This is a genomic window from Thiomicrospira sp. WB1 (genome assembly GCF_001507535.1).
Taxonomy (GTDB): Bacteria; Pseudomonadota; Gammaproteobacteria; order Thiomicrospirales; family Thiomicrospiraceae; genus Hydrogenovibrio.
Genome location: NZ_LQBN01000001.1, coordinates 767,523 through 791,963, shown reverse-complemented (window position 1 = coordinate 791,963; position 24,441 = coordinate 767,523). Strand labels below are relative to the sequence as shown.

Here is a 24,441-nt window from a genome sequence, read left to right as displayed (position 1 = left end):
AGGGACGGTCTAAGGCGACAAAAAAGCAGGCTCGCGGGAGAGCAAGACCTGACAAGGCTCAAAGAAAAGCGGCCAGGACTGACTTAATCTGACCAAAAAAATAAAACCCCACCGCCGCAACGATCAGCAGGAGCAGAAAGAACGACTTTCCGTGCGACTTTTTCTGTGTTCGAAAAATATTGTCTCGACGTTTCAACTTCATTGGCGGCCACCCATCATTTTTACCAGGCCTGGTCAACCCAAACCTCACAAATTAATGAAGCAACCTTAACACATTAAAAAAACATTGCAAATGAGTCACTTATGATCAATGTTCACGCGTGGCCACAAAGCGCAGGTTTGGCCATCGCTCCTCGGTCAGGTTCAGGTTGACCCGCGTCGGCGCAATGTAAGCCAGTTGTCCGGCGGCATCATAGGCCACATTTTCTTTGACTTTGGCCAGGAATTGATCAATGTCTGCCTTGTCGCCCTCAATCCAGCGTGCCGTTTGCACATTGACCGGCTCAAAAAAGCAATTCACATTGTATTCATCCACCAGACGCTGAGCGACCACCTCAAACTGCAAGACCCCAACGGCCCCCAGAATAAGGTCGTTGTTTGCCACCGGCCGAAACAGCTGTGTCGCCCCTTCTTCGGACAGCTGGGTCAACCCTTTTTGTAGCGCCTTCATTTTCATCGGATCTTTGAGCTGGGCACGTCGGAAAAGCTCCGGCGCGAAATTGGGAATGCCGGTGAATTTTAAATCTTCGCCCTGGGTAAAGGTGTCCCCGATTTTAATGGTGCCATGATTGTGCAGGCCGATGATATCGCCGGGATAGGCCACTTCCGCCTGATCGCGTCGATTGGCCAAAAAGGTGATGGCTTTGGCAATTTTGACAGACTTGCCCAGACGAACATGTTTGAGGCTCATGCCCTTTTCATAACACCCGGAGACCACGCGCATAAACGCGACCCGATCTCGGTGCTTGGGGTCCATATTAGCCTGGATCTTAAAGATAAAGCCAGTGAGCTTGTCCTCGGAAGACGCCACTTGACGGGTCGCCGTTTCTCGACCTTGAGGGGCGGGCGCGTGATCATGAAAGCCGTCCAGCAACTCTTGCAATCCGAAGTTATTCACCGCCGACCCAAAATAAACCGGCGTGAGCTTGCCGCTCAAAAATGCATCCAGATCAAATTCATGGCTCGCCCCTCGGACCAGGTCCACCTCATCCCGCAACTCCTGGGCCTGGTCGCCGATGCACTCGTCCAAACGCGGGTTATCCAAACCTTCGATCAACTCACCTTCCGAGGCATTCAATCCATCGGCCACCTCAAACAGGCGGACCGTGTCATTGTAAAGATGATAAATGCCCTTAAAGCGCTTACCCATACCAATGGGCCAGGTCACGGGGGCACAGTCGATTTTCAGAACGTCTTCCACCTCGTCCAGCAACTCAATCGGCTCTTTGCCTTCGCGGTCGAGCTTGTTGATAAACGTCAGGATCGGGGTATCACGCAGACGACACACGTCCATCAGTTTAATGGTCCGATCCTCCACCCCTTTGGCCACATCGATCACCATCAACGCCGAATCCACAGCGGTTAAGGTGCGGTAAGTGTCCTCAGAAAAGTCTTCGTGCCCGGGCGTATCCAGGAGGTTGATCATCACATCCCGATAGGGAAACTGCATCACCGATGAGGCCACGGAAATGCCCCGCTCCTGCTCCATTTTCATCCAGTCAGAGGTCGCGGCACGGTCGGTTTTTCGGCTTTTGACCGACCCGGCCAGCTGAATGGCTCCCCCATAAAGCAGCAACTTTTCGGTCACGGTGGTTTTCCCCGCATCCGGGTGCGAGATAATGGCAAACGTTCGGCGCTTAGCCGTTTCCAGGGACTGAGACATAATTTATTTACACTGTGGTGAAACAGGCAAGGTCTTCTCACAACAACGTGAAAACTTGCCATAAACGAAAAGATGGGGCATTATAACTCATTGGAAGAGTCTGCCAAAACCAAGAGTTCAATCAGAAAATTCAAAAAACAGGTCGGCAGAAAAAAAGAGAGGGCCGGGCGGCCCTCCAAATTCCCCCAAGTGTGGTACCCCTGTCAAACAGGGAAGGGGGGTTTTCAGTTGCACTCTGAAACACGGTCAAAAACAGAAAATGGCTTTCCTAAATCTTACAGCAACACTCTTAGCTGTCTCGGTACGGTACTGAGTACGCCAACCTGGACGTAAGCCAAACCAAACAATGCTGTTGTAAGACTGAAAAAACTAAATGAATATGGGGAGAGGCATCACACGAGAACTTGTGATGAACCGGAGAGAGCATCAAGAACGATGTAACTTTCCAGAAAGGCAACCCGGCCATCTGCGTGAGATCCGTGGTTTTCCGCCTCCGCCTCGCGACGAATTTAGCTTTTTCTTTCCAACTTTTGATCTAAGTATATTGCGAATGCCTGAGCATTTCAACCCATTGTTACGATTTTTCTGAGATTTGTTGCACATCGCTTTCTGTCAGGCCCTCGGGCAGTTCAAACTTATACCCCACGCCATACACAGAGTGAATGATGTCGTCCTCCGTCAACGCCTCAAATAACTTATGGCGCAACTTTTTAATGTGACTGTCCACGGTGCGATCGGACACCACCCGATTGTCCGGGTAGATGGAACTGATCAACTGGGCGCGTGAAAAAATTCGCCCCGGACTCTGACTGAGCTGCTTGAGAATGGCAAATTCGACCACAGACAGATTGACATGTTGCCCCTGGTAATGCACTTGATACCGTTCTTCGTCCATTTGCCAGTCGGCCACATGGGTTTGCAGATCATACTCATAACGACGCCTTAACAAGGCTTTGACCCGAGCCACGACCTCTTTCGGGCTGAAAGGCTTGCAAAGGTAATCATCGGCCCCGGTTTCCAGCCCGATCACCCGGTCGACCTCTTCCACCTTGGCCGTCAACATCATAATCGGAATCCGTGAAAACGCACGCACGGCTTTGCACACGGCTATGCCATCTTTGCCCGGCAACATCAGATCCAATATCATCAAATCGGCCGAATTAGCTTCCAACCAGGGTTCCACCTCATCTCCACGGTTCAACTGATGTGTTTTGAACCCCTCGTTTTCGAGATAAGCCTGAACAATGTCCGCGATTTTGGCTTCGTCTTCGACAATCAGGATGCAGGGCGCATGATGGCGTTCGGTCATAAATTTTCCTTTCAATGGTCTGCCCGTCCAACCTTACAAAGGCAGGCAAACGGTCATTTTAATGCCTCCGAGCGCAGATTGCTCGGCTTCTATCTTACCACCATGAGCACTGGCAATCTGCTGGGCAATGGCCAATCCCAACCCGGCGCCGCCATGACGGCGACTGCGCGAAACATCGGTGCGATACAACCGCTCAAACAGGTGGGTCAACTCCTGATCCGTCACCCCGGGCGCGGAATCCTCAATGATGAGGCAGACCTCTGAAGGCTGCCGGGTCAAACGCACACGGATCTCCCCGCCTTTTTGCGCGTCCACATCGGTATAGGTCAGGCTGTTGACCAGTAAATTCACAAACAATTGCTGTAGACGATCCTCATCCCCCTGCAAACGGATTTTTTCCTGCGGCAAGGTCTTGTTCAATGTCAGTCCTTTCTGACGAATCGGCTCCGCCACCAAGCCAATGGCACGCTCCACCAGCGCGGCCAGATCAACCTGATTCATTTTATAATTGAGACCACCAATATCATTGAGCGTGACCTGATACAGATCCTCGACCAAGCGGTTCAGCACCATCACCTCTTCGTAGAGTTCATTGATGCGCTCACCATCCGCCTGGTGAATGCCATCGCGGATCGCCTCCAGGCGCCCTCTGAGCACCGTCAAAGGTGTTCGCAACTCATGGGAAATGTCTGCAATCCACTGATTACGGCTCTGCTGACTTTTTTCCAGACTGGCGGCCAGGTGGTTGAAGTCCTGCTGCAGCTGACCCAGTTCGTCATTACGGTTTTTAGGCAGCCGCGTGGTAAATTTGCCTTGAGACAAGCGCCGCATCCCTTGAGTAATGGTGGTGATGGGTTTGAGAAAATGATCGGCAAACGGCCAAAGCAGAATCACCGCCATCACGGAAATCACCAGTGCCCAGGCCGTAAAGACAATGGACTGGTTGGCCGCAAACTCAATGTCGTTTTTATCGGTGAGAACCTGGCGATGACTGTAGGCCAGATGCCCAGCCTCATCCCGGTCCACCCAGACACACTCCATCAGCCCACCCTGCGTCGGCTTGGGGCCGTAAATCACGTCGCCATCCCGACTGACCAAGCTGACCCGCCGTTCAAACACATCCGGGTGAATTTTCAGCAACTTGGGGTATTGGCGTTCAAGCAGAATATCCAACGGAATGTAGGTATGAGTCAAATCCACCCGATGGGAAGCAGTCAGCAAACGTTGCCAGACGTCCTGAGAAATTTCAGCGGTATCAAAAATTGCCTTTTCGTCCATGTAGACTTCCAGGTTATTTTTAAGCCGCTCCAGACGCAACTGATCCCGTTTGTCCACATATTTGATCATGGTCGAATGCAAGAGGTAATGATGGTTCCAGGTCATCACCCCCAGCATCAGTGCGCCAAACGCCACCAGAAGCAGAATGAATTTAACCCGTAGCGTCATGCCACCTAACAACTTTGCCAACACAGCCGTTCACCTGATTGATTGAATACCATTATTCTAGCCAATTCATCCCAAGACGTTTGTGAAAGGACTATGCAGTTGCCCCCTCGCATTCCAATGTCAAAGCCGATAAAATAAAGGTTTAACGATGCACCCACCGAGTTTGCCATGTTTTACACCCAGGAACGCGATAAATTACGCCAATTCTACGCTGACACTTGGCAAAAGGCCCGGTTGAATCAACCGCTGGATGCCATGGAAACGCTCATCGCCAGGGTGATCGAAAAACATCCTGAATACCACGCCATGTTGGAGAATCAGGCTCACCTGGGCAACGATTACGCGCCGGAAGACGGCGAAACCAATCCTTTCCTGCACATGGGGATGCATCTGGCACTGGAAGAGCAGGTTTCTCTTGACCGGCCCGCCGGCATCCAAACGCTTTATGAAAAGCTGACCGAAAAAACCCGTGACTTCCACACCACCGAGCACGAAATGATGGAATGTCTGGGGGAAGCACTTTGGCAGGCACAGCAGACCCAAGGCGAGCCGGATGAAACCGCCTATCTGCAATGCCTGCAACAGCGATTACTACAACTCTCTCCTAAAAGGAATCAGGCATGAGCGAACGTCCTGCCCCCCTTCGACGTGCCCTGCGCAATGCTGCCATCATCGCACTGGTAGTGGCCGTGGTCACTCAGTTCCAGGGCGAAACGATCCTGACCACCGCACTCAACAGCCTCTTCACCTTTGTCGTCATTGCCCCGGCATTGTGGCTGTCTTATCGGTTCACCCAAAGACTGGTTAAACCGTCCAAGCCCTCAGACCCGCCGCCATCCCCGCCGGAGTCGTAATGCCAACCGACGCTCCCCAGGCAGACGTCAGTCTGATTCAATCCAAAGGCACGCTGGACTGGGCCTATCCGCCCATGATCCTCGCCAGTACCGCTGCGGCCATGGACAAAGAGGTGGAAATTTTTTTCACCTTTTATGGCATTGAGTGTTTGCGCAAAGACACCACAAAACTCAAAGTCTCCCCCGTCGGCAATCCGGCCATGCCATTAAAACTGCCCTACGGCCCCAAGGCATTGCAATCGATCAACTGGCGATTTCTGCCGGATGCCATCTGGTCGCTTCCCGGCATGACATCGCTGGCCACCCGGATGTTCCACCAGACCCTTGCCCACCATAACCAGCTGCCGTTTGACCAGCTTCGTACCCTCTGCCTGGATATGGGGGTTCGTTTCACCGTCTGCCAAATGAGCATGGATCTCCTGGGCTATCAAACCGATGACCTCATTGACGGTCTGGATTTTGCCGGAGCGGCCACCTATTTTGCCCGTTCGCCGCAAGAGCAATCCTTGTTTATTTAATGCTCTGGCCTGCCAGCCCAGCCGCCTTAAACATGAATTTTTTTCATGCAGACGTGAGCCAAACTCAACCAAAACACATTTCGAACCACTAAAATAACACTCGTTTCAGGTGCCAGGTGCGGTCAAACGCCGCACCCGGTTAAACGGGAAATGGGTGAAACCCCCATGCTGCCCCCGCAACGGTGATAGAGAAGACTCAACCGGACTCCGCGTCCAGCCATTGAGCCACCCGGCTCGAGAAGGCGTTGAGAAATGGCTCTTCAGCCCGGATACCGGCCTGAAAACAACCAGGCCTGGTCATAAACCGGGTTTGACCGATTGCGGAGGGCAATGCGGCACACTTGTAAAACAAAGCTCCTGCCTCAGGCGGGTTAAGTCACCCCGTTTTGCCTTCATTTGAATTCAAATGAAGGAACTCACATGAAATCCAAGCGTTATCATCTCGCCACAGCGTTGTGTTTGTCTGCAACGCCGTGTCTGGTAGCAGCCCAGGCGCCGACCGCTTTGAACAACCTGGTGGTCACAGCCACCGACACAGATCAACAGTCGGACCAGATCACCGACACCGTCATCGTGATTGACCGACAAGAGATCGAGCGAAAACAATACCAAACGCTGAACGACGCCCTGCAGCATCAACCCGGCTTCAGTGTCAAACGTTCCGGTGGAGCAGGCCAACAAAGCAGCACCTATCTGCGTGGATTCTCTCAGGACAATCTGCTGATCCTGATCAATGGGATTGAACAAACAGACCCATCCGGTTTAAGCGGCGCCAATCTCCATCTATTGCAACTGGCAAATGTCGAGCGCATCGAAATTCTCAAAGGAGCCCAGTCCAGCGTTTGGGGCCCAAACGCCGCCGTTGGTGTCATTAACATCATTACCCGCTCCTCACCCGGCGCTCAAATTGGTCTTGAAATCGGCAGCCATGGACACAAACGGCTTCAAGCTGCTCTCAACCAAGGCAATGAACAGGTTGATTTTGGGGCCAGCCTGTCAACACTGAATGTCGATGGTTTTTCGGCGGTTCATCCATACAACGACACATCCGAAGGCTATGAGGACGATGCCCATCACCAGACTGACGTCGCTTTTAAACTCGGCGTCAACCTGACCTCAAACCATCGTCTGGAAGCACAGCTTCAATCTTCCACCGCCACCACCGACTATGATGGCAGCAGTGATCCGGACGCAGACAATCAAATTGATTATGATCAGGTCGCCCAATCGCTGCGCTACCGCTATCACCGCGGCCCGTGGCTTGCTCGATTGCAGCTGCATCACAACCGCATTGAACGCGCCTACCATACCGGCTTCGGCACCTCTACCTATGAGGGCACGCTGTCTGAGAAAAAGGGCACCTTGAAGCGCACCTATCGTAGCCATGATTTTTTTCAGATCGGCGCCAATCAGAAAACCTATGACAGTCAAAGCAGCTTTGACAATCATCAAAGCTATACCCAGAACGGGCTCAACCTGACCAATCACAACCAGTTTGGCAAAGGCTGGTCATTGACCGAATCAGTGCGTCACGACCGTTTTGATGCCTTCGAAAATGCTCTGACCGGAAAAGTCGGCCTGAGAAAACAGTGGGCCTCCGCTTACGCAATCAGCATCCACGGCGGCACCGGGTACAAAGCCCCTCTTTTGTCTCAACTCAAGGCGGATAACCCCGCGCCGCTGGACCCGGAACAGTCGCGCTCTCTGGACGTCCGTGTCGAGCTGGGCGATCTGACCGCCACCTGGTTCAAAGCCGACATTCGGGACAAAATTGAAGCCGAAGGCACCTATCCCAACTATGTTTACGTCAATGCCGACCAGGAAACCCGCTCACAAGGGATCGAACTGAACTATCAGGCTGACCTGACCGCTCTCAATCTGTCCCTGGCCGCTTCAATGACCTGGCAGCAGGTCGAAAATGAGGACGGCGAGGCAAAAGCCTACGTGCCGGAACGAACGGCACAACTGTCGCTGGACTATCGAGCGTTTGTCGATGCACTGATCGGTCTGGACGCGCATTATACCGGCACGCAATACCCGGCGGATGATCGTCAGGGCAAACAAATCGGGGAATACACCGTCCTAGACTTGCGCGCACAATACCAGCTCACACCCTCCCTTGAACTTTACGGGCGCATTGAAAACTTGACCAATGCCGATTACATTAACGCCATTGCCGATTACCCGGCGACCAATACCCCACCGCAATACATTTATGGCAATGGGGAGCGTCGAGTGTATTTGGGCGTGCGCACTCAACTGTGAGGAACACCGGATGACTGAAAGCGACGCAACTCAAAATGACCGCCATCGCGTGCGCATGCAACGCAAAAAAGCACAGGTGGACGCGGCCATTGCCCGAGCCGACCAGAAAAAGGGGCTTTTGCTGGTGTTAACCGGGCATGGCAAAGGCAAATCCACCTCTGCCTTCGGGTCTGTGGCGCGTGCGCTGGGGCATGGTCTCAACGTCGGCGTGTGTCAGTTCATCAAAGCCCGAACCGATACCGGTGAAGAAGCCTTTTTCAGTCAACACCCACACTGCGAATGGCATGTGCTGGGCGATGGGTTTACCTGGGACACCCAGGATCGACAGGCGGACATCGACACCTCGAAACGTGGCTGGGCGGTTGCCGAACGCATGCTTTCCGATCCGGGTTACGATCTGGTGGTTTTGGATGAGCTGACTTATTTACTCAGCCTTAATTATCTGGATGCCGATCGTGTTCTTGACGCCTTGAGCCAGCGCCCGAGGGATCAGCACGCGATTGTCACCGGTCGCTCGGCCATTGCCCCCTTGCGGGCGCTGGCCGACACCGTCTCAGAGATCAAAGAGGTAAAGCATGCCTTTCATGCCGGGATTCAGGCACAAATGGGACTGGACTACTAGCGTGTTGCGTCTGCGCGCTCACCCCGGTTTTTTACCAGGCCTGGTCAAAAACACCCTGCTCACCCTGAGTTTGTTCGGGTCTGGCGCAGCCTTTTCCGGTGCCGAGCGCATCATCACCCTGGCGCCGCATCTGACTGAACTGGTCTATGACGCCGGCGCTGACGAAGCGTTGGTGGCAACCGTTGCGCACAGCGACTACCCGCCTCTGGCCAAAACCCTGCACCGCATCGGCGATTATCAGGGCATTCAGGTTGAAGCCATCCTGCAACAGCGCCCTGACTTGGTACTGGCCTGGCGCAGCGGCAATCGTCCTCAACTGATCCAACGTCTGAAGCAGCTCGGGCTCAAGGTTGTCACCACCGAACCGGAATCCTTATCAGACATTCCTCAGCAGATTGAATTAATCGGTCGTCTGGCCGGCACCCTGGCCGTGGCCGAGCGTCGTGCCGACGAATTGCGCCAGCGTTTAGCTGAGTTGACACACCGTCACCGTCCATCCAGCCCGGTGACGGTTTTTTATCAACTCTGGGACAGCCCTATGATGACGCTGAACGGCCAGCATTTTATCAGTCAGGGCATTGAAAAATGTGGGGGGAAAAACGTGTTTGCACACCTGGCCCCTTTGGTGCCGCAAATCAATGTGGAAGCGGTGCTTGAAGCCAACCCGGATGTCATTCTATTGGGAGAGCGACCGCAGATCGCAGCCGAATGGCAGCAGGCATGGCAAGCTTACCCATCGCTGCAGGCAGTGAAAACGCAACGTGTCCACCCAATTTCAGCGGACGTCTATCAACGCCCCACCGCCCGATTTATTGAACACCTGCCGCAACTGTGTGACGTGATTCAAAACGGCCAGAAGAAATAAAGCATGTAAGCGCCATACATCACCACCATGACCAGGCTCAAAATGGTAATCGGGCGAATGCCTTGTTGCTTGGGAACTTCATAGCCCTGCGCCGCCATCTTTCGATGCCGGAAATGGCGACGCACCACCCAGAAGACAAAGTACAAAACAGCCAGAATGGTCAGCAGGTTCAAAAGCTTGCTCATGAATCACTCGGGCCATTTGACTCTGCGCTGCGCAAGGATTCATCCAGCAGTTTTTCCCGAACCTTCTGCAGATCGGTTTCCGTGTCCACGCCCACACCGGCTTCTTCCAGCGCATCCAGCACCAGAATCGGCTCGTTGTGCCAGAGCACGCGCAACTGCTCCAGGCATTCGACCTGTTCCAGCGCGCATTGCGGCCAGTCGACGTAGCGCTGCACAAATCCGGCGCGGTAGGCGTACAAACCAATGTGACGGCGATACGGCCAGTGGTCCGGCAGCCAGCGATGCTCGACAAACGTGTCGCGTGACCACGGAATGGGCGCACGGGAAAAACTCATCGCCAGATTCTCACCATTGCGCACCACCTTGACCGCGTGCGGGTCAAACACCGTGTCCACCTCTTCAATCGGCTCACACAGCGTGGCCATGGGAATGTGCGGATGTTCGGCCAATCCCTGCGCCACCTGATGAATCAGGCTCGGCGGCAGCATCGGTTCATCGCCCTGGACATTGACCACAATGGTCTCCGATGGCCAGTTCATGGTTTCAATCACTTCGGCAATGCGCTCCGTGCCAGACTGATGACGAGGCGAGGTCATACACACATCTGCCCCAAAGGCCTCACAGGCATTGCGCACGGCCTCGGACTCGGTGGCCACCACAACCTGATCGGCTCCGGCGGCCACCGCCCGCTGCCAGGTCCATTGCACCATGGGCTGCCCATTGATGTCCATCAGCGGTTTGCCCGGCAGACGGCTGGATTCAAATCGGGCGGGAATCACGACCACAAAACGCATCAAATCAGGCCTGACGCTTTTTTTTGAGCCATGCGTCTTTCTCTTGCGCACTCAATTCACGAGCTTCGTCTTCCAGCATCACAGGAATGCCGTCACGAATCGGATAGGCCAGATTCGCGGCGGTCGAAATCAGTTCCTGATTGGCTTTGTCATACTGCAACTCGGCTTTGGTCACAGGGCAGACGAGAATGTCCAATAATTCGGGGTTCATGCCTTCTCTCTTTCTGACGATGATGAATGTCTGATTTGAACCAGTCGTTGTTCGATCTGGTCCAGAAAAGACGTCGGGCAATGGGGTTTTACCGCCAAGGCCCACCAGTTGTCCTGGGCAAACGCCTCACATTTTACCGCATCTTTGGCGGTCATAATCAATGGTTTTTGCGGGTCCATCGCCTGAAAATCGGTCGGACGATACGCCTGATGGTCGGCAAAGGGATGTGCGTCCATTTCGCCCACCAGCGGGCGCAGGGTTTCAAAAAAACGCGCCGGGTGACCAATGCCTGCCAGCGCCGTGACCGACTCATTTGCAAAGGCATCCAACGCGCGACGCACCTCCGGTTGATTGACTCGGTAAAAATAAGCCGGCGACAAGGTCAGCTGCGCCGCACTGCCCGCCGGATGATGCGCGGTCACACCGTCTTGCGTGACCGTCCGAAAGGGCCCGTTATTCACCACCCAATCGACCGTGCGCAGACGGGATAAGGGTTCGCGTAACGGCCCGGCCGGAAGACAGCGTTGATTGCCAAAGCCTCGAACGCCATCCACGATCACCACTTCCAGATCTCGGGCCATGGCAAAATGCTGCAACCCATCGTCACTGATAATGAGGTCCAACTCGGCTCGTTCTTGCAGGCAGCGCACGGCCTCAACCCGTTTGGGTGCCACCGCCACCGGACACTGAAGTGTCTGCGCCAGCAAGAGCGGCTCGTCCCCCACCGTTTTGGGATCCGAATCGGGTGTGACCCATTGCGGCCACTGTTTGGCCTCGCCGCCATAGCCACGGCTGACCACACCGATACGCCAGCCCCGCTGTTGCAGCCCCTGCCCCAACCACTGAATAAAAGGGGTTTTGCCACTGCCCCCGACGGTGACATTGCCCACCACCAGAACCGGGCAGCTTGCCTGAGAAGCAGGCATGGACTGGCGGTAACGCTCAAAACGACGCCGCGCAATCCGACAGACCACCGCCCCCAACGGGCGAAGCAGCCAACCTAACCATGAAAAACACGACGTCTGCCAGAAGCGAGGCCAACTCATACCAACCCCATCACACAGAATGCCGGGCGCTCTGACGGCCAAATCAAGCAGAGGTTAAGGTGGGTCATAAGGCTCCATTGAGGGGTAATCGTCGCAGGCATTATGATACCACCGCTTTGACTGCTCGCGCCAACCCGGCTCCGCCCGCATCCCCTCCGGTCGCAGATGAAAACGCAGCGCGCCCTCACAGGCGGTGTTGCGCCAGTTTGCACCCGAGTCAATCACCCTTTGGCGCACCGCCTGAGCGGGAAAATGGTAACGGTTGGCAAAGCCACTGCTGAACACCACGGTCTGAGGGGACACCGCCTGCAAAAAGGCCTTGCTGGTGGACGTATCACTGCCGTGATGCCCGGCGATCAGCAATTCGCTGTCCAGCTTTTTGGGGGATTGTCGAATCAGAGCGGCTTCCATTTGTTTGCCCACGTCCCCGGTCACCAGCACCGATTGCGAGGCAGTCGCCACACGCAACACACAAGAGGCATCATTATCATTGACCGGAGCAGGCAAATCCGGTCCGGGCGCCAACACCTCAAAATGCACCCCGGAAAACCACCAGGCCTGGTCAGAATCACAGGCACTGAACGCCCCCGGCTGTTTCATACGCCGATTCAAGCGATCCGGTTGACCGGAAAACGCTCGGGCAACCGGCCACGCCTGCAACAGACGCGCCGTACCCCCCATGTGATCTTGATCGGCATGACTGACCAGGAGCAGATCAACGTTTTCCCGTTCCCGCCAACGTAAATAAGGCGCAATCGCCAGTTTGGTGCCGTCCAGACTGGGACCCCATTGTGCCCCGGTATCATACACCACCACCTCATTCGCGGTTTCAAACACCAATGCCTGCGCCTGCCCCACATCCAACACCGTCAGAGTCACCTCACCCCATGCCGGGCGCTCGAGCGACTGCGGCCAGCCAATGATTGCAACCAACCCCAGCACACTGAGACCACTCGCCCAGCGTCGTTCGCTCGCTCGCCAACGCTGATAAAACACCCAGACCGCATACACCAGCGCATACATCGCCAACGCCTGCCATAAAGACCAGCTTGCAGTTGGCAGCGTGCTCTCGCCCTGGGCCAGCCACTGCAAAAACTGCCAGAGCCGTTGCCAAAGCCCATCGCTTAGCTGCAGCAAAAGCCCGGCACCCGTTTCCCAAACCCCACTCAGCACTGTGACCAGTGCCAGCAGTGGCAGGCCCACGAGGGTCACAAACGGCACCGCGACCAGATTGGCCACAAAACTCACCGGCATCCATTGCTGGTAAAACACCGCCAGCAACGGCATCAGACCAATCGTCAACACCGCCTGAACCAGCAACAACTGTTGCCATCTGGGCGCGTCCTTTACCCCTGGGTGACGCAACAGGGCAAAAATCAGCCCGACCGCAGCAAACGAGAGCCAAAAGCCTTGCGACAGAATCGAACTGGGGGCGACCGCCACCACCAGAAACGCGGCCAGAAACAAGACCGACACCGGCTGAAATCGTCGGCGCAGAAATAAAAACAGCAATCCGGCGCCCAGCATCAGCCAGGCCCGCTGAGTCGGCAAGGCCCAACCCGCAAGCATGGCATAAAGCGCCGCCAGAATCAGCGCGCCCCAGGCCGAAAACAACGGACGGGGGACATACGCCCAAACGGCATAGGGTCGCACACGCACCATAACCGACCAAAGCCACCCCATCAGCGCATAGCCAATCGCCGCAATCAAGCCGATGTGCAACCCGGAAATCGCCATCAGGTGCACCGTACCCGTTTCACGCAGCAATGCCCAGTCAGCTTCAGTCAGACCGCTGCGATCGCCATAAATCAAACCGCGATAAATGGGTTCAAAGGCTGTCTGACTTAACACCGGGGTCAGAAACTCGGCCAGCTGGGCCCGCCAGGTCACGGTGTCATTCAGACGCTGTGGTGTCCCTTCCTTGCGCACATAGCCACGGGCTGACAAGCCCTGCTGCAACAGCCAGGCCTCGTAGTCAAACGCGCCGGGATTGCGGCTGCCCCAGGCCGGTTTCAGCTTAACCCACATCGACCAGGTTTCCCCGGATCGAGGCACCTGCTTGGGTCCATACCAGTGCACCTCCACCTCAGGCGGTGAATGCCACCAGGCCTGGTCAAAATGCACACCTGACTGATCTGGACGTTGCGCCCGGTGAATCGCCATTCGAAACGTGGCCCGCTTGAACCCGCTGTCAGCATCCAGCACACGCACCTCAGTCAGCCCGGTGATTTCTCCGGTCACCTCAATCGGTGCAAACAGCAGCTCAGACGGCAGCGGGGAGCGCACTTCGGTCAGTAAAAAAGGCCAGAAAAGCCCCAAAATAAGCCCTATAATAAGGGCATTGAGGCGCTGAACGCCCTGGTGACAGGGACGGTTATGCCGGGCTTTGCGCCGGCAGAACGCCGCACCAGCCAAGGCAGCCACCAGAAACGCGCCCAACCACTCGAACATGGTTTGCGGCAGCCATGGCAGTTGGTAGAATCCATAGACACTCGCCAGAAACCCGACGACAATTAATCGAAACATATGCCCAGAAAGTTTTTCAAAAAATACACCCCGCACCCTGAGCGAATTCGTCGGATCAAAGGCCTGGGAGTGATCGCACACCTGCTGGCCAACCCCAGCCTCTGGCACCTGCATCGACACAGTGTGGCCAAAGCCTTTGCCAATGGGCTTTTCTGGATGGCCATCCCCATCCCCTCACAAATGCTGGCGGCGGCCGTGGTCTCGATTTTCACACGAGCCAACCTGCCCTTAAGCATTGTGCTGGTCTGGATCAGCAACCCCTTTACCATGGCTCCGATTTTTTATTTCAACTACCGGATCGGCAGCTTGCTGGTCAGTCATCCACCGCGTGACGACTTGAAGTTTGAGTTGAGCTGGCACTGGATCAGTACCACTCTGGGTGACTTGTGGCTGCCCCTGTATCTGGGCAGCTTGATTGTCGGTGGCGCACTGGCGATCAGTAGCTATGTCGTGATCCACCTGTTCTGGCGCTGGCACGTCAGCCGTACATGGGAAAAGCGCATTCACATGCGCCGCCAAAGCCGGTCAGAAAACGATTAATCGTCCTCTTTTCGGTTCATCTCCGTCAACGCCTTGACCACACGCTCATTGACGCTGCCTTCACAGAACACACCCGGGGTATGCTCTTTTCCGACCGGCAAATCGGTCAGTACATCCAGCGCCTCATCAATGTGCGCCATGGTATAAAGATGGAATCGGCCATCGGCCACGGCTTCACGCACCGGTGCCGCCAGCATCAGATGCTTGGCATTGGCTTTGGGGATCAAGACCCCTTGCTGGCCCGTCAGACCGCGCGCCTGACAGATCTTGAAAAACCCTTCGACTTTTTCGTTGATGCCGCCGACCGGCTGAATGTCGCCAAACTGATTCACCGAGCCGGTCACTGCAATGTCCTGACGCAATGGAACCTGCGCCAGCGATGACAACAACGCCAGCAACTCCGGGGATGAGGCACTGTCGCCTTCAATCCCATCATAGGTCTGCTCCATCACAATCGAGGCACTGAAACCCCAGGATTTGTGGCGCATGTAGCGACCGCGTACATAACCCGATAAAATCAGCATCCCTTTGGAATGGATCGGCCCGGCCATTTCAATCTCGCGTTCAATGTCCACCACACCCTCGTCCCCGGCCGAGGCCTGAGCGGTGATGCGCACCGGCTGTCCGAACGACTGGCGACCCACGGTCAACACGGTCAGGCCATTGACCATCCCGGTATGACGCCCGGTGACATGAATCAACACCTGCTCTTCACTGATGGCCCGGTGGTAATATTCTTCCACCATGCCAGTATGAAAATCGCGTTGTGCGATGGTCTGGTCAATGATCTCACGCGTGACTTCGGTTTGGTCGTGCGCACGCGCATACGCATTGGCTTCGGCCAGCAAATCACGCAGCACGGCTTTGTTGGTGACCATGCGGTATTGCGATTCCGCCAGACGTGCGGCGTATTCCACTAGACGCGCCATGGCACAGGGTGCCACCGGCAAATCTTCCCAGTCAGCAACCTCCTCGTTCAATTGTTTGGCCAACGCTAGTTCATGCTCATCGGTGCGATCCAGTTCGGTTTCAAACTCCACCTGCACTTTAAACAACAGATCAAATTGCGAATCAATCTCCTGCAAGGCATAAAAATGCTTGGCCTCGCCGATCAGCACCAACGTCACATCCAGCGGAAAGTCCGGCAAATGATACGGCACCACACTGCTGGACGAAGGAATCTCAAACGTCAGTCGTTTGCTCATCAACGCTGCTTTCAGGTGCGACCAGATTTCCGGGTCTTTCAGCACCGAGGCAATGTTGAGCATCAAAAACCCACCGTGGGCTTTTTGCAGCAACCCGGCCTGGTGATTCATCGCCAGCGTCAAGGTGTCGATGGCATTGGCCGTGGCCGAATTGATGGTGTAGCCAAACAGTTTGGGCAAGGTCGCATTCTGCTCATAAATCACCGGGGCATGGGTCAAACCACTGTGATCCACCAGCAGGTTCACCTCAAACACAGACATGGTCGACTGTTCGGCCAACAGCTCTTCCATCGACGACTGCGCATTGTTCGTCACCTGGTCAGACGACTGATCCCAAAACAGGTGCAGCTTGGACACCACGGTTTTTTGCAGCGCATCCAGATAATCGCGAATCGCCTGGTTTTCGCCAAACTCCAGCTTAATGGTGTCAATCAAAGGCGTCAGGTGTTCATTGGCCACCTCGGTGTTGAGTTTGCGCCCGGCTTCCATGTATTCATGCTGCAAATACGGAAAGTGCGTCAACCCCTGATTGAGGGCCTCTTCTACCTGATCCAACGCCTGCATGAAATGATCGCGCAACGGCTTATCCAGCTTTTTCAGGTCCGCCATGCGCAAGCGCTCACCCTCGACCAGCGCATAGAGCACAAAATTGTTTTCGTTCTGTTGCACTTCAATGTCGAGCGAATCGGCCAGATCCAGTGCCGGGGTCAGCGCCTCTTCCTGTTTTTGTGCCAGATCGTTTTCCAGTTGCTGATTGCGCAACTGATAGGCATGGCCATCAAACACCACGGGCAGCTGACTCTTGAGCTGAGTGACCAACTCTTCGACCGCCTGCTTGAATCCCAGCCCATTGCCCGCCCGAAACGACAGGTACTGGGTTTTTTTCGATTCACTGAAATCCGACACCAACACCACATCTTCGGGCAATGGCTTGCGGTGCGCCGCTTCACGCAGCATGGCTTTGGTCATGCCGATGCGACCCACGCCAGGCTCGCCCATAATAAAAATGTGATTCTGGTTGCGTTTCAGGTGTAACCCGAAATTGAGCGATTGATACGCACGGGGATGAAAACGCTGCATAAAGCTGCGTGAATCCGACGACTCGCTCGCAAACGCTTGCTCGTCCAGCCGGGTGAAACGGTATAAATCCTCGTGGGTTAACTTTTCCATATATACTCTTAACTGCTCGCTCTTATTATGTAACCAACCGGACGCGTAAGATTAAAACTCATCGCGCGGCGGATTGGCATGGATTTTATGAATGGACAGATCCGCCCCTTCGAATTGTTCTTCGTCGCTCATGCGAATCGGCGCGAACCGGTTGATCAGCCAATACACCAGGTAGCCACCGACAAACGCCACCAGCACACCCAGGATCACACCTGCCACTTGCGACATCAGGGAAACGCCGCCCAAACCGCCCAGCGCCGTACTGCCAAAGACGCCCACGGCCAGCGCGCCCCAAACACCGCACAACCCGTGCAACGGCCAGACCCCCAGCACGTCATCGATTTTCAGGGTCTTTTGGGTCCAGGTAAACGCCTTAACAAACAGCGCCCCGGCAACCAGACCAATCACCAACGCTCCCAAGGGGCTGACCACATCCGATCCAGCACAGATCGCGACCAAGCCGGCCAAGGGACCGTTATGAATAAAGCCGGGGTCCTTGTCGCCGATGACGGTGGCTGCCAGAATGCCGCCCACCATCGCCATCAGCGAATTCATCGCCACCAGCCCTTGAATGCCCTCAATCGCCTGAGCTGACATCACATTAAACCCAAACCAGCCAACGGTCAGGATCCAGGCGCCCAACGCCAGAAACGGAATGCTGGAAGGCGGATACACATGACGCATCTTGCCGTCTTTGCCATAGCGGTTATGCCGTGCGCCCAGCACCATAATCGCCGCCAGCGCTATCCAGCCGCCGACACCATGCACCACGATCGAACCGGCAAAGTCATGAAACGGCGCGCCGAACATTTGTTCCAATCCGGCCTGAATCGCAAAATTGCCATTCCAGACAATGCCTTCAAACAATGGGTAAACCAGCGCCACGGTAAAGAACGTCGCCACCAGCACCGGATAAAAGCGGGCTCTTTCCGCAATGCCACCGGAGACAATCGCCGGGATGGCCGCGGCAAACGTCATCAGGAAAAAGAACTTAACCAGTTCATAGCCCGACTTGTCGAGCATGGCCGCGGTCAGCTCGCCCTCAAGGTTGAACCCGAGAAACACGCCATAAGCCACGCCATAACCCACAAAAAAATACGCCACGGTCGAAACGCCGAGGTCGGTCATGATTTTCACCAGCGCATTGACCTGATTTTTATGTTGCACCGTTCCCACTTCCAAAAAAGCAAATCCGGCGTGCATAAACAGCACCAGAATCGCCCCCATCAGCACGAACATGACATCCAAACTTTGTGTGAGTTGCTCCATTTTAGCCACCTTTCTCGACGTTTCCATTCCGTTCAAAGTGTTTGCGCACCTTGCCAAAGGTCCGTATTATACCGGGGTATGCAAGGCCGCGCCCAAACTCTTTTTTCTACCCCCATAACCCCGCTTCAACGACTGAGTCACCCGCTTTTTGAGGAAAAAGGCATCGACGTCTGGGTCAAGCGCGACGACCTGAACCATTCCCAGATTCAAGGCAACAAATGGCACAAACTGCGGGCCACGATTCAACAACTGCAACACCACTCACGCCCCGCTGTGCTCACGTTTGGCGGCGCCTACTCCAATCATCTCGCCGCCACGGCCGCCGCGGGGCAAGCGTATGGCTTTACCACCATCGGCGTGGTGCGCGGTGACGAACTGGCCAACGCCCCGGACAAATGGAGCCACACCTTAAAAACCGCGCAACGCCAAGGCATGCACCTGCACTTCATCAGCCGAGCTGACTACCGGCGAAAAACCGATCCGGCTTTTTTGGCAAAACTGACAGCACCGTATCGACAGGCACACCCTCAACTCACCCTCTTGCCGGAAGGCGGCACCACCTCACAAGCCCTTCAAGGCTTTGCCGCCCCCATGACACAGCTTGAAAAACAGTGCCCAAACTGGACACATCTTTACACCGCCGTGGGCACGGGCGGCACTCTGGCAGGACTGGTCCGCTGTGCGGCCAGGCAAGCGAGCGCCGCACACCCGAAACGACTGATCGGCGTCAGTCCCTTCAAACACCACCCACAACAACACCGACAAATCCAGGCGCTATGCCCCTATCCTTATCAGGCCAGTCCAGGCGCGCCTCTTTCCTGGCACCTGCATCACGGCGTCGTCTATCGAGGTTATGGACGCACGCACCCACACCTCACTTTTGACCAGGCCTGGTGGGAAAATACCTTTTCTTTGACTCTCGACCCGATATACACCAGTCGCACCTTCGCAGCCTTTCGGCAAGACTTGCAGGCAGATCGCCTGCCTCGAGGCGCCAACGTCATTCTTTATCACTCCGGGGGCCTGCAAGGTCGATCGGATGATTTTGTAACGTAAACGACAGGCAAAAAAAAGCCCCAAATCAATGGGGCTAGGCGTGACAAGCAACGACGTGCTTAGAACGTTGTAATGTATTGCGCCACCGCTTCGATTTCCGCTTGCGACAACTGCTGTGCCTGCGGGATCATCATCGCACTCATCGGACCGACTTCTTCACCCGCTTTGTATTGCTTCATTTTGGACACCAAATCTGCCTTGGCCTGACCGGCAAGTTTCGGCCCCACACCGCCTTCACCATTGGCACCGTGACACCCGACACAGGTGGAATACAACTGACCACCCGAGGCCACATCTTCCACCACAGCCTGCTCGGCTTGCTCAGTGACTTCAGCCACCTTTTCCTCAGCGGCCTGAGTGACTTCTTCGGTTTTTTCGGTCACGGTCTCCGTGGCGGTTTCCACTTCCTTGGCAGCGGTGTCAGCCACTTCCTTCGTGGTTTCCACGACTTTCTCTGCGGTTTCCTCCGCCGTTTCTTTTGCCGACTCCGTGGCTTCGCCCACCGCCTGCTTCACATCCGCCGTGCTCACTTCGCTGCCATCCGGCGCAGTCATGGACGGATCAGCCTGCGAGGACTGCTTTGCCTCTTCACCCTGATCGCCACAACCGACCAGCATGACCGACGCCAACGTCAAACTCATGCCAGCTAAAAGGGGTTTCAAACGTAAACGCATCATGCACAACTCCTTCATTCAAAACTCATTTCCCATTAAACCAGTTTTCCCTGACAAGGCAAATAGAAAACCTAAAAAAACCAATTAAATAACTTTTCTTCTGAAAAACCGACTTTAAATCGATTCCCCCCTTGCAATAAATCTGTAACGCACTATAATACGCCCCATCAAGACGCACGGCGGACTTGATAACATTTACATTGATGCGGGGTGGAGCAGTCTGGTAGCTCGTCGGGCTCATAACCCGAAGGTCGTTGGTTCAAATCCAGCCCCCGCTACCACATTCAAAAGCCAGACTTTTCAACACCTTACGAGGTTTTGAAGTCTGGCTTTTTTATTGGCTAACGGAAGCCAATGTAGCGATATTTGTAGCAGAGCCGCTCTGGGAGCGGTTTACAAAGCGTTTTAGGTGCTTATGGCTAAAATGAGCGTATCGCTTGACCATCTTATAATCCGACCAGCCACCTAATTCTTGAAGCACTGCCAAAGGCGTTCCATTCTGGACATGCCAAGTCGCCCAAGTATGCCGAAAATCATGCCAGCGAAAGTTTTCGATCCCAGCACGTTCGCACGCATTCTTGAATGACTTGGTGTTTGCCCGCCTGACAGGTCTCCCTTTATAAGTGAACACCCGCTCAGGATGATTGCCCACCTGTCGTTTGATCACGTCAATGACCACATCCGACAATGGCACCACAAACGCGGTATCCCCTTTTAGAATGTCATCCCCTTCCACATAGATGATCCGTTCTGACAAATCGACCTGATCCCAGCGTAACAAGGTCACATTCGATTCCCTCAGCCCGGTTTCCAGTGAGAAGGTCGCCATATCCGCAATATGCGATGGTAGAGCCATGATCAAGCGTTGGGCTTCCCCTTCGCTCAACCATCGGACACGCTTTTTCGGTTCCTTCAAGAGCTTAATGTAGGGAGGGTCGCATTTGACCTCCCATTCTTTGTGTGCAATGTTGAGCACCGCCCGCAGTTTCTGAAGCAATCGGTTGATGGTTGTATTGCTGACGCCTTCTTTCAGTCGTTGCTGAATGATGTCGTCAACATGCATCCGCCGAATCTCATCGACATAAAGATGGCCAAAGTAAGCATCCAAGTATTTAAAGATGCTCACTTCATTGGCCGTGTCTTTATTTTGCTTTTCGCGTATGAACCGAACCACGGCTTCTTTCCATAACATGCGCGGTTTTTCCTGTAGTGGTCAAGTAAATTTGGCAAAGTCCACACAGTTATAACGATGGCGTTGCGCCTGTTGTAGTAGGCGAGAAACTTAATTTATCGTCCGAGATTTGTTAACCACTTCAAGTTGTTTTTCTGGCCAAATCCCAGAAACATAATATCTTGCTAGATTGCTAATTGTTTGAGCAAGCCTGTGATTTGATTTTGCATTAGCTTGTTTGCTAATTCGATCATGATATTGCCTCGCTAAGACTTTTGCTTCATCTTTGTAACCCAAATGTTCCATAACTTTCACATGACCTTCAGATAAAGTAATAATAGGGTATCGATCTGAAAAGCCTCTAAGATTAGCTGTGTTGAGTCGATTTAATACATCCTCTGCTTCGTTGAAGTGTGCTAAAGCTATAGTTTCATCAGACTCAGAACAAGCTAAAATAATTCGTTGTTGAGCTAACGCATGCTCGATATGCGGAGATTCTGGGAATGCTTGATGCGCTATCCTTAACTTTTCATAAGCTTGAGTGTTTTCATCAAAAGAACGGAGAGCTAATCCATATTGCATCAAAAAGAGTCCTTCGTTTTCAAATGTCTTTTCAAACCGTTCATAAACAGACAAGACACTTTCCTTATTGTTTTTAAGTAACTTTTTTAGGGATTTTGCATTAACTAAATGCTTATAAATTGAGCCTTCATTACGAGAGATATTTTGGACAATTGGAAACTTGTATACTGAAAATGCTTGAATATACGCCTCAATTACTTGTAGCAACTCTTTATGAGGAACATAATTATTAAATAGACGTTCAACATAGACCCTATGTCGAGTTAAAACACTCCCATTGTTATATGTAACAATTCCTTCCATCTTATCTGTCAGTTGATGTACATTACAATTCAAACCAAGGTGTGATAACGCCCTAGTCAAAGTTGCCTCATTTGCAGGAACTCTTTGTGTTGTCGCCAAACCAGCAAGTAGAAGTAAAGATCTTTCTGATTCACATTCAATCGCAGAATAATCTTTTTTAATTATTTGATTGTACCCCTCACCAGAAGTCGCTTCTATTAAACCAATTAGAAGTTGATGTTTAGATTTTTTATAAAGTTCAATCTTTCTTTTTTTAGCGGACATCTGACCTAGTCTAGTCCAATTTCCATGAATTTTTAATTTCTCTAATATTTGTTCTGCGTCATTTTCTGTTATTTGAGAAATATCTATTGATGATGTTAGATATTCTCTTAGATATTCCTCAACTCTTGTTCTCCATATTTTAGGATTTTCAGAACTTATAAAAATAGCTTTTGTTGATTTTGACGATTTAATTATTTCAAGAACTTGTTGTGCTGTATCACCAATTCTTTCTATAAAAATATAATAGGGTTTTTTGTGCCTTCGATCTAACTCAAAAATAAGTTCTTGAAAGTTGTTTTTGTATTCTTCAATAAAGTAGACAGACCTAATACTTTCATCCGAGATGTTTAAGGCCATCTGCTTTAATGCAGTGCTTTTTCCGGAACCAGCCGAACCAAAAATCAGGTGTAATTCGAGAGGTTTTGCATTATCATCTTTTAATACTCGATTATAGAATTGATCTGGTTTTTCTAGTTTAGCTGGAACTCCCTCAAGCAAATCAAACCAAGTCGGTTTAAATCCTTTGTAAAAGTTTTTTATAGATGAATTGTACGTATCCTTTTTTATTAGGTATAAAGATGATCTGTTTACGGGAATTACACCTGAAAACAAACTTAAATTTTCATCACTTTCTAAAGCTAACTCAGGACGAGTCTTTAAAACTATGTCTTTTCCCGTTGGATGAGTTGAAAACTCAGCTTCTAACCATTCAACTAAATCACTTAGTTTGCCTTCTAAGTGTTCAATATTTGATGCTTCTAAACTACGTTTTTGGATAGGAGTTAAATTCGGCACCAGAATATAGCTTTTTTGTTGACTACCTCCGGTTCTTTTTTTATATTTTTCAACATGATGTAGAAATAATGGTTCTTTTAGTCGAGTACCAATAAAAAGGAAGGTATATTTCTGAAAATCACTGCCTAACTCATCATACCATTGGTGTTCACTCACTGACCCCATAGCATATTCTTGAGGCGAAAAAATAAACCCTTTCTTAGGTAAATTAACATCACCGTTTAGCTTAATATAATCTAATGTCCTATAAAATTGATCTACTTCAGAGATATTGTCATCTCTATTTTTAACATTGAATTTCTGGAGACCGGATTGATGCGCCGCTTTCTCAAAGCCGTCATCGATATTCAAGGTATAGATTCTGAAAAAGGGGTACTGTACAAGTTTTTTGTATTCATTGGACGGCTGACAGTGCTTGTAATACTTTTCAAAAAATAGGTGGATTTGGTTTCCCATGCTTTCTTTTGCGGCAGTGTAAACCTCGGATAAATCCTCATTAGAATATTCTTCCCCAATTTCCTTTGCTAGTAATTTAGCTAGCGCGTCAGCTAAAGGAGGATCTTCACCTAGAGAGTTTTTACAACCAATAGATGCTCCTGCACCTAGCATTAAGACAAGTCTTCCATTTAAAAATGCATTTTTAATGCGAGGATTCAAAACAACTCCTTCATTGATTTTTCATAAAACCGTATGTAGTTATAACACCTTAACTATAAAAAATACAGTAATGTGTTAGGCTCTCTGACAATTTAGTTATTCATTTGTGGTAGGAAAGACTATAAAATCGTTGCCAATCATGGCATAACTTTGTAATCCCCCCATTTCTAACCGGATTTAAAAGTAGAGATTTAAGCCGCATCTATTAAGTATCTTGGCGGCGCTCGACCAA

General features: G+C 52.5%; 21 protein-coding genes, 1 tRNA gene and 2 riboswitches. Of the genes, 9 read left to right on the top strand and 13 right to left on the bottom strand.

Features of this window, described 5'->3' with window-relative positions; genetic code table 11:
- Positions 1-307: 307 nt before the first annotated feature.
- The 3 genes from AVO41_RS03500 to AVO41_RS03490 form a co-directional block, all read right to left on the bottom strand.
- Complete coding sequence (locus tag AVO41_RS03500; RefSeq protein WP_068582602.1) at positions 308-1,882, bottom strand: peptide chain release factor 3; 1,575 nt, start codon at positions 1,880-1,882, stop codon at positions 308-310.
- Between the two features lie 449 nt (positions 1,883-2,331).
- Positions 2,332-2,406, bottom strand: a riboswitch (cyclic di-GMP riboswitch).
- Between the two features lie 50 nt (positions 2,407-2,456).
- Positions 2,457-3,191: a response regulator gene (locus AVO41_RS03495; RefSeq protein WP_068582599.1), complete on the bottom strand. Its 735-nt coding sequence runs from the start codon at positions 3,189-3,191 to the stop codon at positions 2,457-2,459.
- Between the two features lie 33 nt (positions 3,192-3,224).
- The gene (locus tag AVO41_RS03490; RefSeq protein WP_235584643.1) at positions 3,225-4,661 is read right to left on the bottom strand and encodes an ATP-binding protein; all 1,437 of its coding nucleotides are present in this window, start codon (positions 4,659-4,661) and stop codon (positions 3,225-3,227) included.
- 144 nt (positions 4,662-4,805) lie between these two features.
- Here AVO41_RS03490 and AVO41_RS03485 point away from each other — a divergent pair, with 144 nt between their 5' ends.
- The 6 genes from AVO41_RS03485 (at position 4,806) to AVO41_RS03460 (ending at position 9,761) form a co-directional block, all read left to right on the top strand.
- Positions 4,806-5,261 (top strand): DUF1841 family protein, encoded by a 456-nt coding sequence (locus AVO41_RS03485; RefSeq protein WP_068582593.1) that lies wholly within the window; start codon positions 4,806-4,808, stop codon positions 5,259-5,261.
- Positions 5,258-5,491, top strand: coding sequence for a hypothetical protein (locus AVO41_RS03480; protein WP_068582590.1), 234 nt, complete (start codon positions 5,258-5,260; stop codon positions 5,489-5,491). The genes AVO41_RS03485 and AVO41_RS03480 overlap by 4 nt, the downstream gene beginning before the upstream one ends.
- Positions 5,491-6,009, top strand: coding sequence for a DsrE/DsrF/DrsH-like family protein (locus AVO41_RS03475; RefSeq protein ID WP_068582587.1), 519 nt, complete (start codon positions 5,491-5,493; stop codon positions 6,007-6,009). The genes AVO41_RS03480 and AVO41_RS03475 overlap by 1 nt, the downstream gene beginning before the upstream one ends.
- Positions 6,010-6,099: 90 nt before the next feature.
- Positions 6,100-6,305, top strand: a riboswitch (cobalamin riboswitch).
- Positions 6,306-6,429: 124 nt separating this feature from the next.
- Complete coding sequence (locus AVO41_RS03470; RefSeq protein WP_068582584.1) at positions 6,430-8,274, top strand: TonB-dependent siderophore receptor; 1,845 nt, start codon at positions 6,430-6,432, stop codon at positions 8,272-8,274.
- 10 nt (positions 8,275-8,284) lie between these two features.
- Positions 8,285-8,896: a cob(I)yrinic acid a,c-diamide adenosyltransferase gene (gene cobO / locus AVO41_RS03465; protein WP_068582581.1), complete on the top strand. Its 612-nt coding sequence runs from the start codon at positions 8,285-8,287 to the stop codon at positions 8,894-8,896.
- Between the two features lies 1 nt (position 8,897).
- Positions 8,898-9,761, top strand: coding sequence for a cobalamin-binding protein (locus AVO41_RS03460; RefSeq protein ID WP_068582579.1), 864 nt, complete (start codon positions 8,898-8,900; stop codon positions 9,759-9,761).
- Here the strand turns inward: AVO41_RS03460 and AVO41_RS03455 are convergent.
- Genes AVO41_RS03455 through AVO41_RS03435 form a run of 5 tightly spaced genes read right to left on the bottom strand, consistent with a single transcriptional unit; the run spans position 9,740 to position 14,523 of the window.
- Complete coding sequence (locus AVO41_RS03455; protein WP_068582576.1) at positions 9,740-9,946, bottom strand: hypothetical protein; 207 nt, start codon at positions 9,944-9,946, stop codon at positions 9,740-9,742. The two genes, AVO41_RS03460 and AVO41_RS03455, sit on opposite strands and share 22 nt — an antisense overlap.
- The gene (gene kdsB / locus AVO41_RS03450; RefSeq protein ID WP_068582573.1) at positions 9,943-10,740 is read right to left on the bottom strand and encodes a 3-deoxy-manno-octulosonate cytidylyltransferase; all 798 of its coding nucleotides are present in this window, start codon (positions 10,738-10,740) and stop codon (positions 9,943-9,945) included. Before kdsB ends, AVO41_RS03455 begins: the two co-directional genes overlap by 4 nt.
- 4 nt (positions 10,741-10,744) lie before the next feature.
- Complete coding sequence (locus AVO41_RS03445) at positions 10,745-10,951, bottom strand: Trm112 family protein (protein WP_068582570.1); 207 nt, start codon at positions 10,949-10,951, stop codon at positions 10,745-10,747.
- Positions 10,948-11,997, bottom strand: a complete 1,050-nt coding sequence (lpxK, locus tag AVO41_RS03440; RefSeq protein WP_068582567.1) for a tetraacyldisaccharide 4'-kinase — start codon at positions 11,995-11,997, stop codon at positions 10,948-10,950. The genes AVO41_RS03445 and lpxK overlap by 4 nt, the downstream gene beginning before the upstream one ends.
- A gap of 54 nt (positions 11,998-12,051) precedes the next feature.
- Positions 12,052-14,523: a DNA internalization-related competence protein ComEC/Rec2 gene (locus AVO41_RS03435; protein ID WP_068582564.1), complete on the bottom strand. Its 2,472-nt coding sequence runs from the start codon at positions 14,521-14,523 to the stop codon at positions 12,052-12,054.
- Between AVO41_RS03435 and AVO41_RS03430 the strand changes: the two genes are divergently transcribed.
- Positions 14,524-15,063 carry a DUF2062 domain-containing protein gene (locus AVO41_RS03430; RefSeq protein WP_068582560.1) on the top strand — a complete coding sequence of 180 codons (540 nt, stop codon included), beginning with the start codon at positions 14,524-14,526 and terminating at the stop codon, positions 15,061-15,063. It abuts the gene before it with no gap.
- Here the strand turns inward: AVO41_RS03430 and AVO41_RS03425 are convergent.
- Entirely contained in the window at positions 15,060-17,438 is a 2,379-nt protein-coding gene (locus tag AVO41_RS03425) for a Lon protease family protein (RefSeq protein WP_068582557.1), read from the bottom strand. The genes AVO41_RS03430 and AVO41_RS03425 overlap by 4 nt on opposite strands.
- A gap of 51 nt (positions 17,439-17,489) precedes the next feature.
- Positions 17,490-18,707, bottom strand: coding sequence for an ammonium transporter (locus AVO41_RS03420; protein ID WP_153003464.1), 1,218 nt, complete (start codon positions 18,705-18,707; stop codon positions 17,490-17,492).
- Positions 18,708-18,785: 78 nt separating this feature from the next.
- On the opposite strand from AVO41_RS03420, the gene AVO41_RS03415 reads away from it, so the two are divergent.
- Positions 18,786-19,763 (top strand): 1-aminocyclopropane-1-carboxylate deaminase/D-cysteine desulfhydrase, encoded by a 978-nt coding sequence (locus tag AVO41_RS03415; protein WP_068582551.1) that lies wholly within the window; start codon positions 18,786-18,788, stop codon positions 19,761-19,763.
- Between the two features lie 59 nt (positions 19,764-19,822).
- Here AVO41_RS03415 and AVO41_RS10615 read toward each other — a convergent pair whose 3' ends face one another.
- Positions 19,823-20,440: a c-type cytochrome gene (locus tag AVO41_RS10615; protein WP_235584642.1), complete on the bottom strand. Its 618-nt coding sequence runs from the start codon at positions 20,438-20,440 to the stop codon at positions 19,823-19,825.
- Positions 20,441-20,641: 201 nt separating this feature from the next.
- Between AVO41_RS10615 and AVO41_RS03405 the strand changes: the two genes are divergently transcribed.
- Positions 20,642-20,718: transfer RNA gene (locus AVO41_RS03405), tRNA-Met, on the top strand.
- Positions 20,719-20,771: 53 nt separating this feature from the next.
- On the opposite strand, the gene AVO41_RS03400 is transcribed toward AVO41_RS03405, so the two are convergent.
- Together AVO41_RS03400 and AVO41_RS03395 are read right to left on the bottom strand one after the other, a co-directional pair.
- Positions 20,772-21,629: a site-specific integrase gene (locus tag AVO41_RS03400; protein WP_082676480.1), complete on the bottom strand. Its 858-nt coding sequence runs from the start codon at positions 21,627-21,629 to the stop codon at positions 20,772-20,774.
- A gap of 90 nt (positions 21,630-21,719) precedes the next feature.
- Positions 21,720-24,209, bottom strand: a complete 2,490-nt coding sequence (locus AVO41_RS03395; protein WP_068582548.1) for an SIR2 family protein — start codon at positions 24,207-24,209, stop codon at positions 21,720-21,722.
- Between the last annotated feature and the right edge of the window lie 232 nt (positions 24,210-24,441).

Bases quoted from the DNA above. Each gene is read 5' to 3' on its own strand.
- AVO41_RS03400 (WP_082676480.1), bottom strand. From the start codon at position 21,629: ATGTTATGGAAAGAAGCCGTGGTTCGGTTCATACGCGAAAAGCAAAAT.
- AVO41_RS03415 (WP_068582551.1), top strand. From the start codon at position 18,786: ATGCAAGGCCGCGCCCAAACTCTTTTTTCTACCCCCATAACCCCGCTT.
- kdsB (WP_068582573.1), bottom strand. From the start codon at position 10,740: ATGCGTTTTGTGGTCGTGATTCCCGCCCGATTTGAATCCAGCCGTCTG.
- AVO41_RS03485 (WP_068582593.1), top strand. From the start codon at position 4,806: ATGTTTTACACCCAGGAACGCGATAAATTACGCCAATTCTACGCTGAC.
- AVO41_RS03500 (WP_068582602.1), bottom strand. From the start codon at position 1,882: ATGTCTCAGTCCCTGGAAACGGCTAAGCGCCGAACGTTTGCCATTATC.
- lpxK (WP_068582567.1), bottom strand. From the start codon at position 11,997: ATGAGTTGGCCTCGCTTCTGGCAGACGTCGTGTTTTTCATGGTTAGGT.
- AVO41_RS03425 (WP_068582557.1), bottom strand. From the start codon at position 17,438: ATGGAAAAGTTAACCCACGAGGATTTATACCGTTTCACCCGGCTGGAC.
- AVO41_RS03495 (WP_068582599.1), bottom strand. From the start codon at position 3,191: ATGACCGAACGCCATCATGCGCCCTGCATCCTGATTGTCGAAGACGAA.
- AVO41_RS03480 (WP_068582590.1), top strand. From the start codon at position 5,258: ATGAGCGAACGTCCTGCCCCCCTTCGACGTGCCCTGCGCAATGCTGCC.
- AVO41_RS03430 (WP_068582560.1), top strand. From the start codon at position 14,524: ATGCCCAGAAAGTTTTTCAAAAAATACACCCCGCACCCTGAGCGAATT.
- AVO41_RS10615 (WP_235584642.1), bottom strand. From the start codon at position 20,440: ATGATGCGTTTACGTTTGAAACCCCTTTTAGCTGGCATGAGTTTGACG.
- AVO41_RS03445 (WP_068582570.1), bottom strand. From the start codon at position 10,951: ATGAACCCCGAATTATTGGACATTCTCGTCTGCCCTGTGACCAAAGCC.
- AVO41_RS03420 (WP_153003464.1), bottom strand. From the start codon at position 18,707: ATGGAGCAACTCACACAAAGTTTGGATGTCATGTTCGTGCTGATGGGG.
- AVO41_RS03470 (WP_068582584.1), top strand. From the start codon at position 6,430: ATGAAATCCAAGCGTTATCATCTCGCCACAGCGTTGTGTTTGTCTGCA.
- AVO41_RS03435 (WP_068582564.1), bottom strand. From the start codon at position 14,523: ATGTTTCGATTAATTGTCGTCGGGTTTCTGGCGAGTGTCTATGGATTC.
- AVO41_RS03475 (WP_068582587.1), top strand. From the start codon at position 5,491: ATGCCAACCGACGCTCCCCAGGCAGACGTCAGTCTGATTCAATCCAAA.
- AVO41_RS03455 (WP_068582576.1), bottom strand. From the start codon at position 9,946: ATGAGCAAGCTTTTGAACCTGCTGACCATTCTGGCTGTTTTGTACTTT.
- cobO (WP_068582581.1), top strand. From the start codon at position 8,285: ATGACTGAAAGCGACGCAACTCAAAATGACCGCCATCGCGTGCGCATG.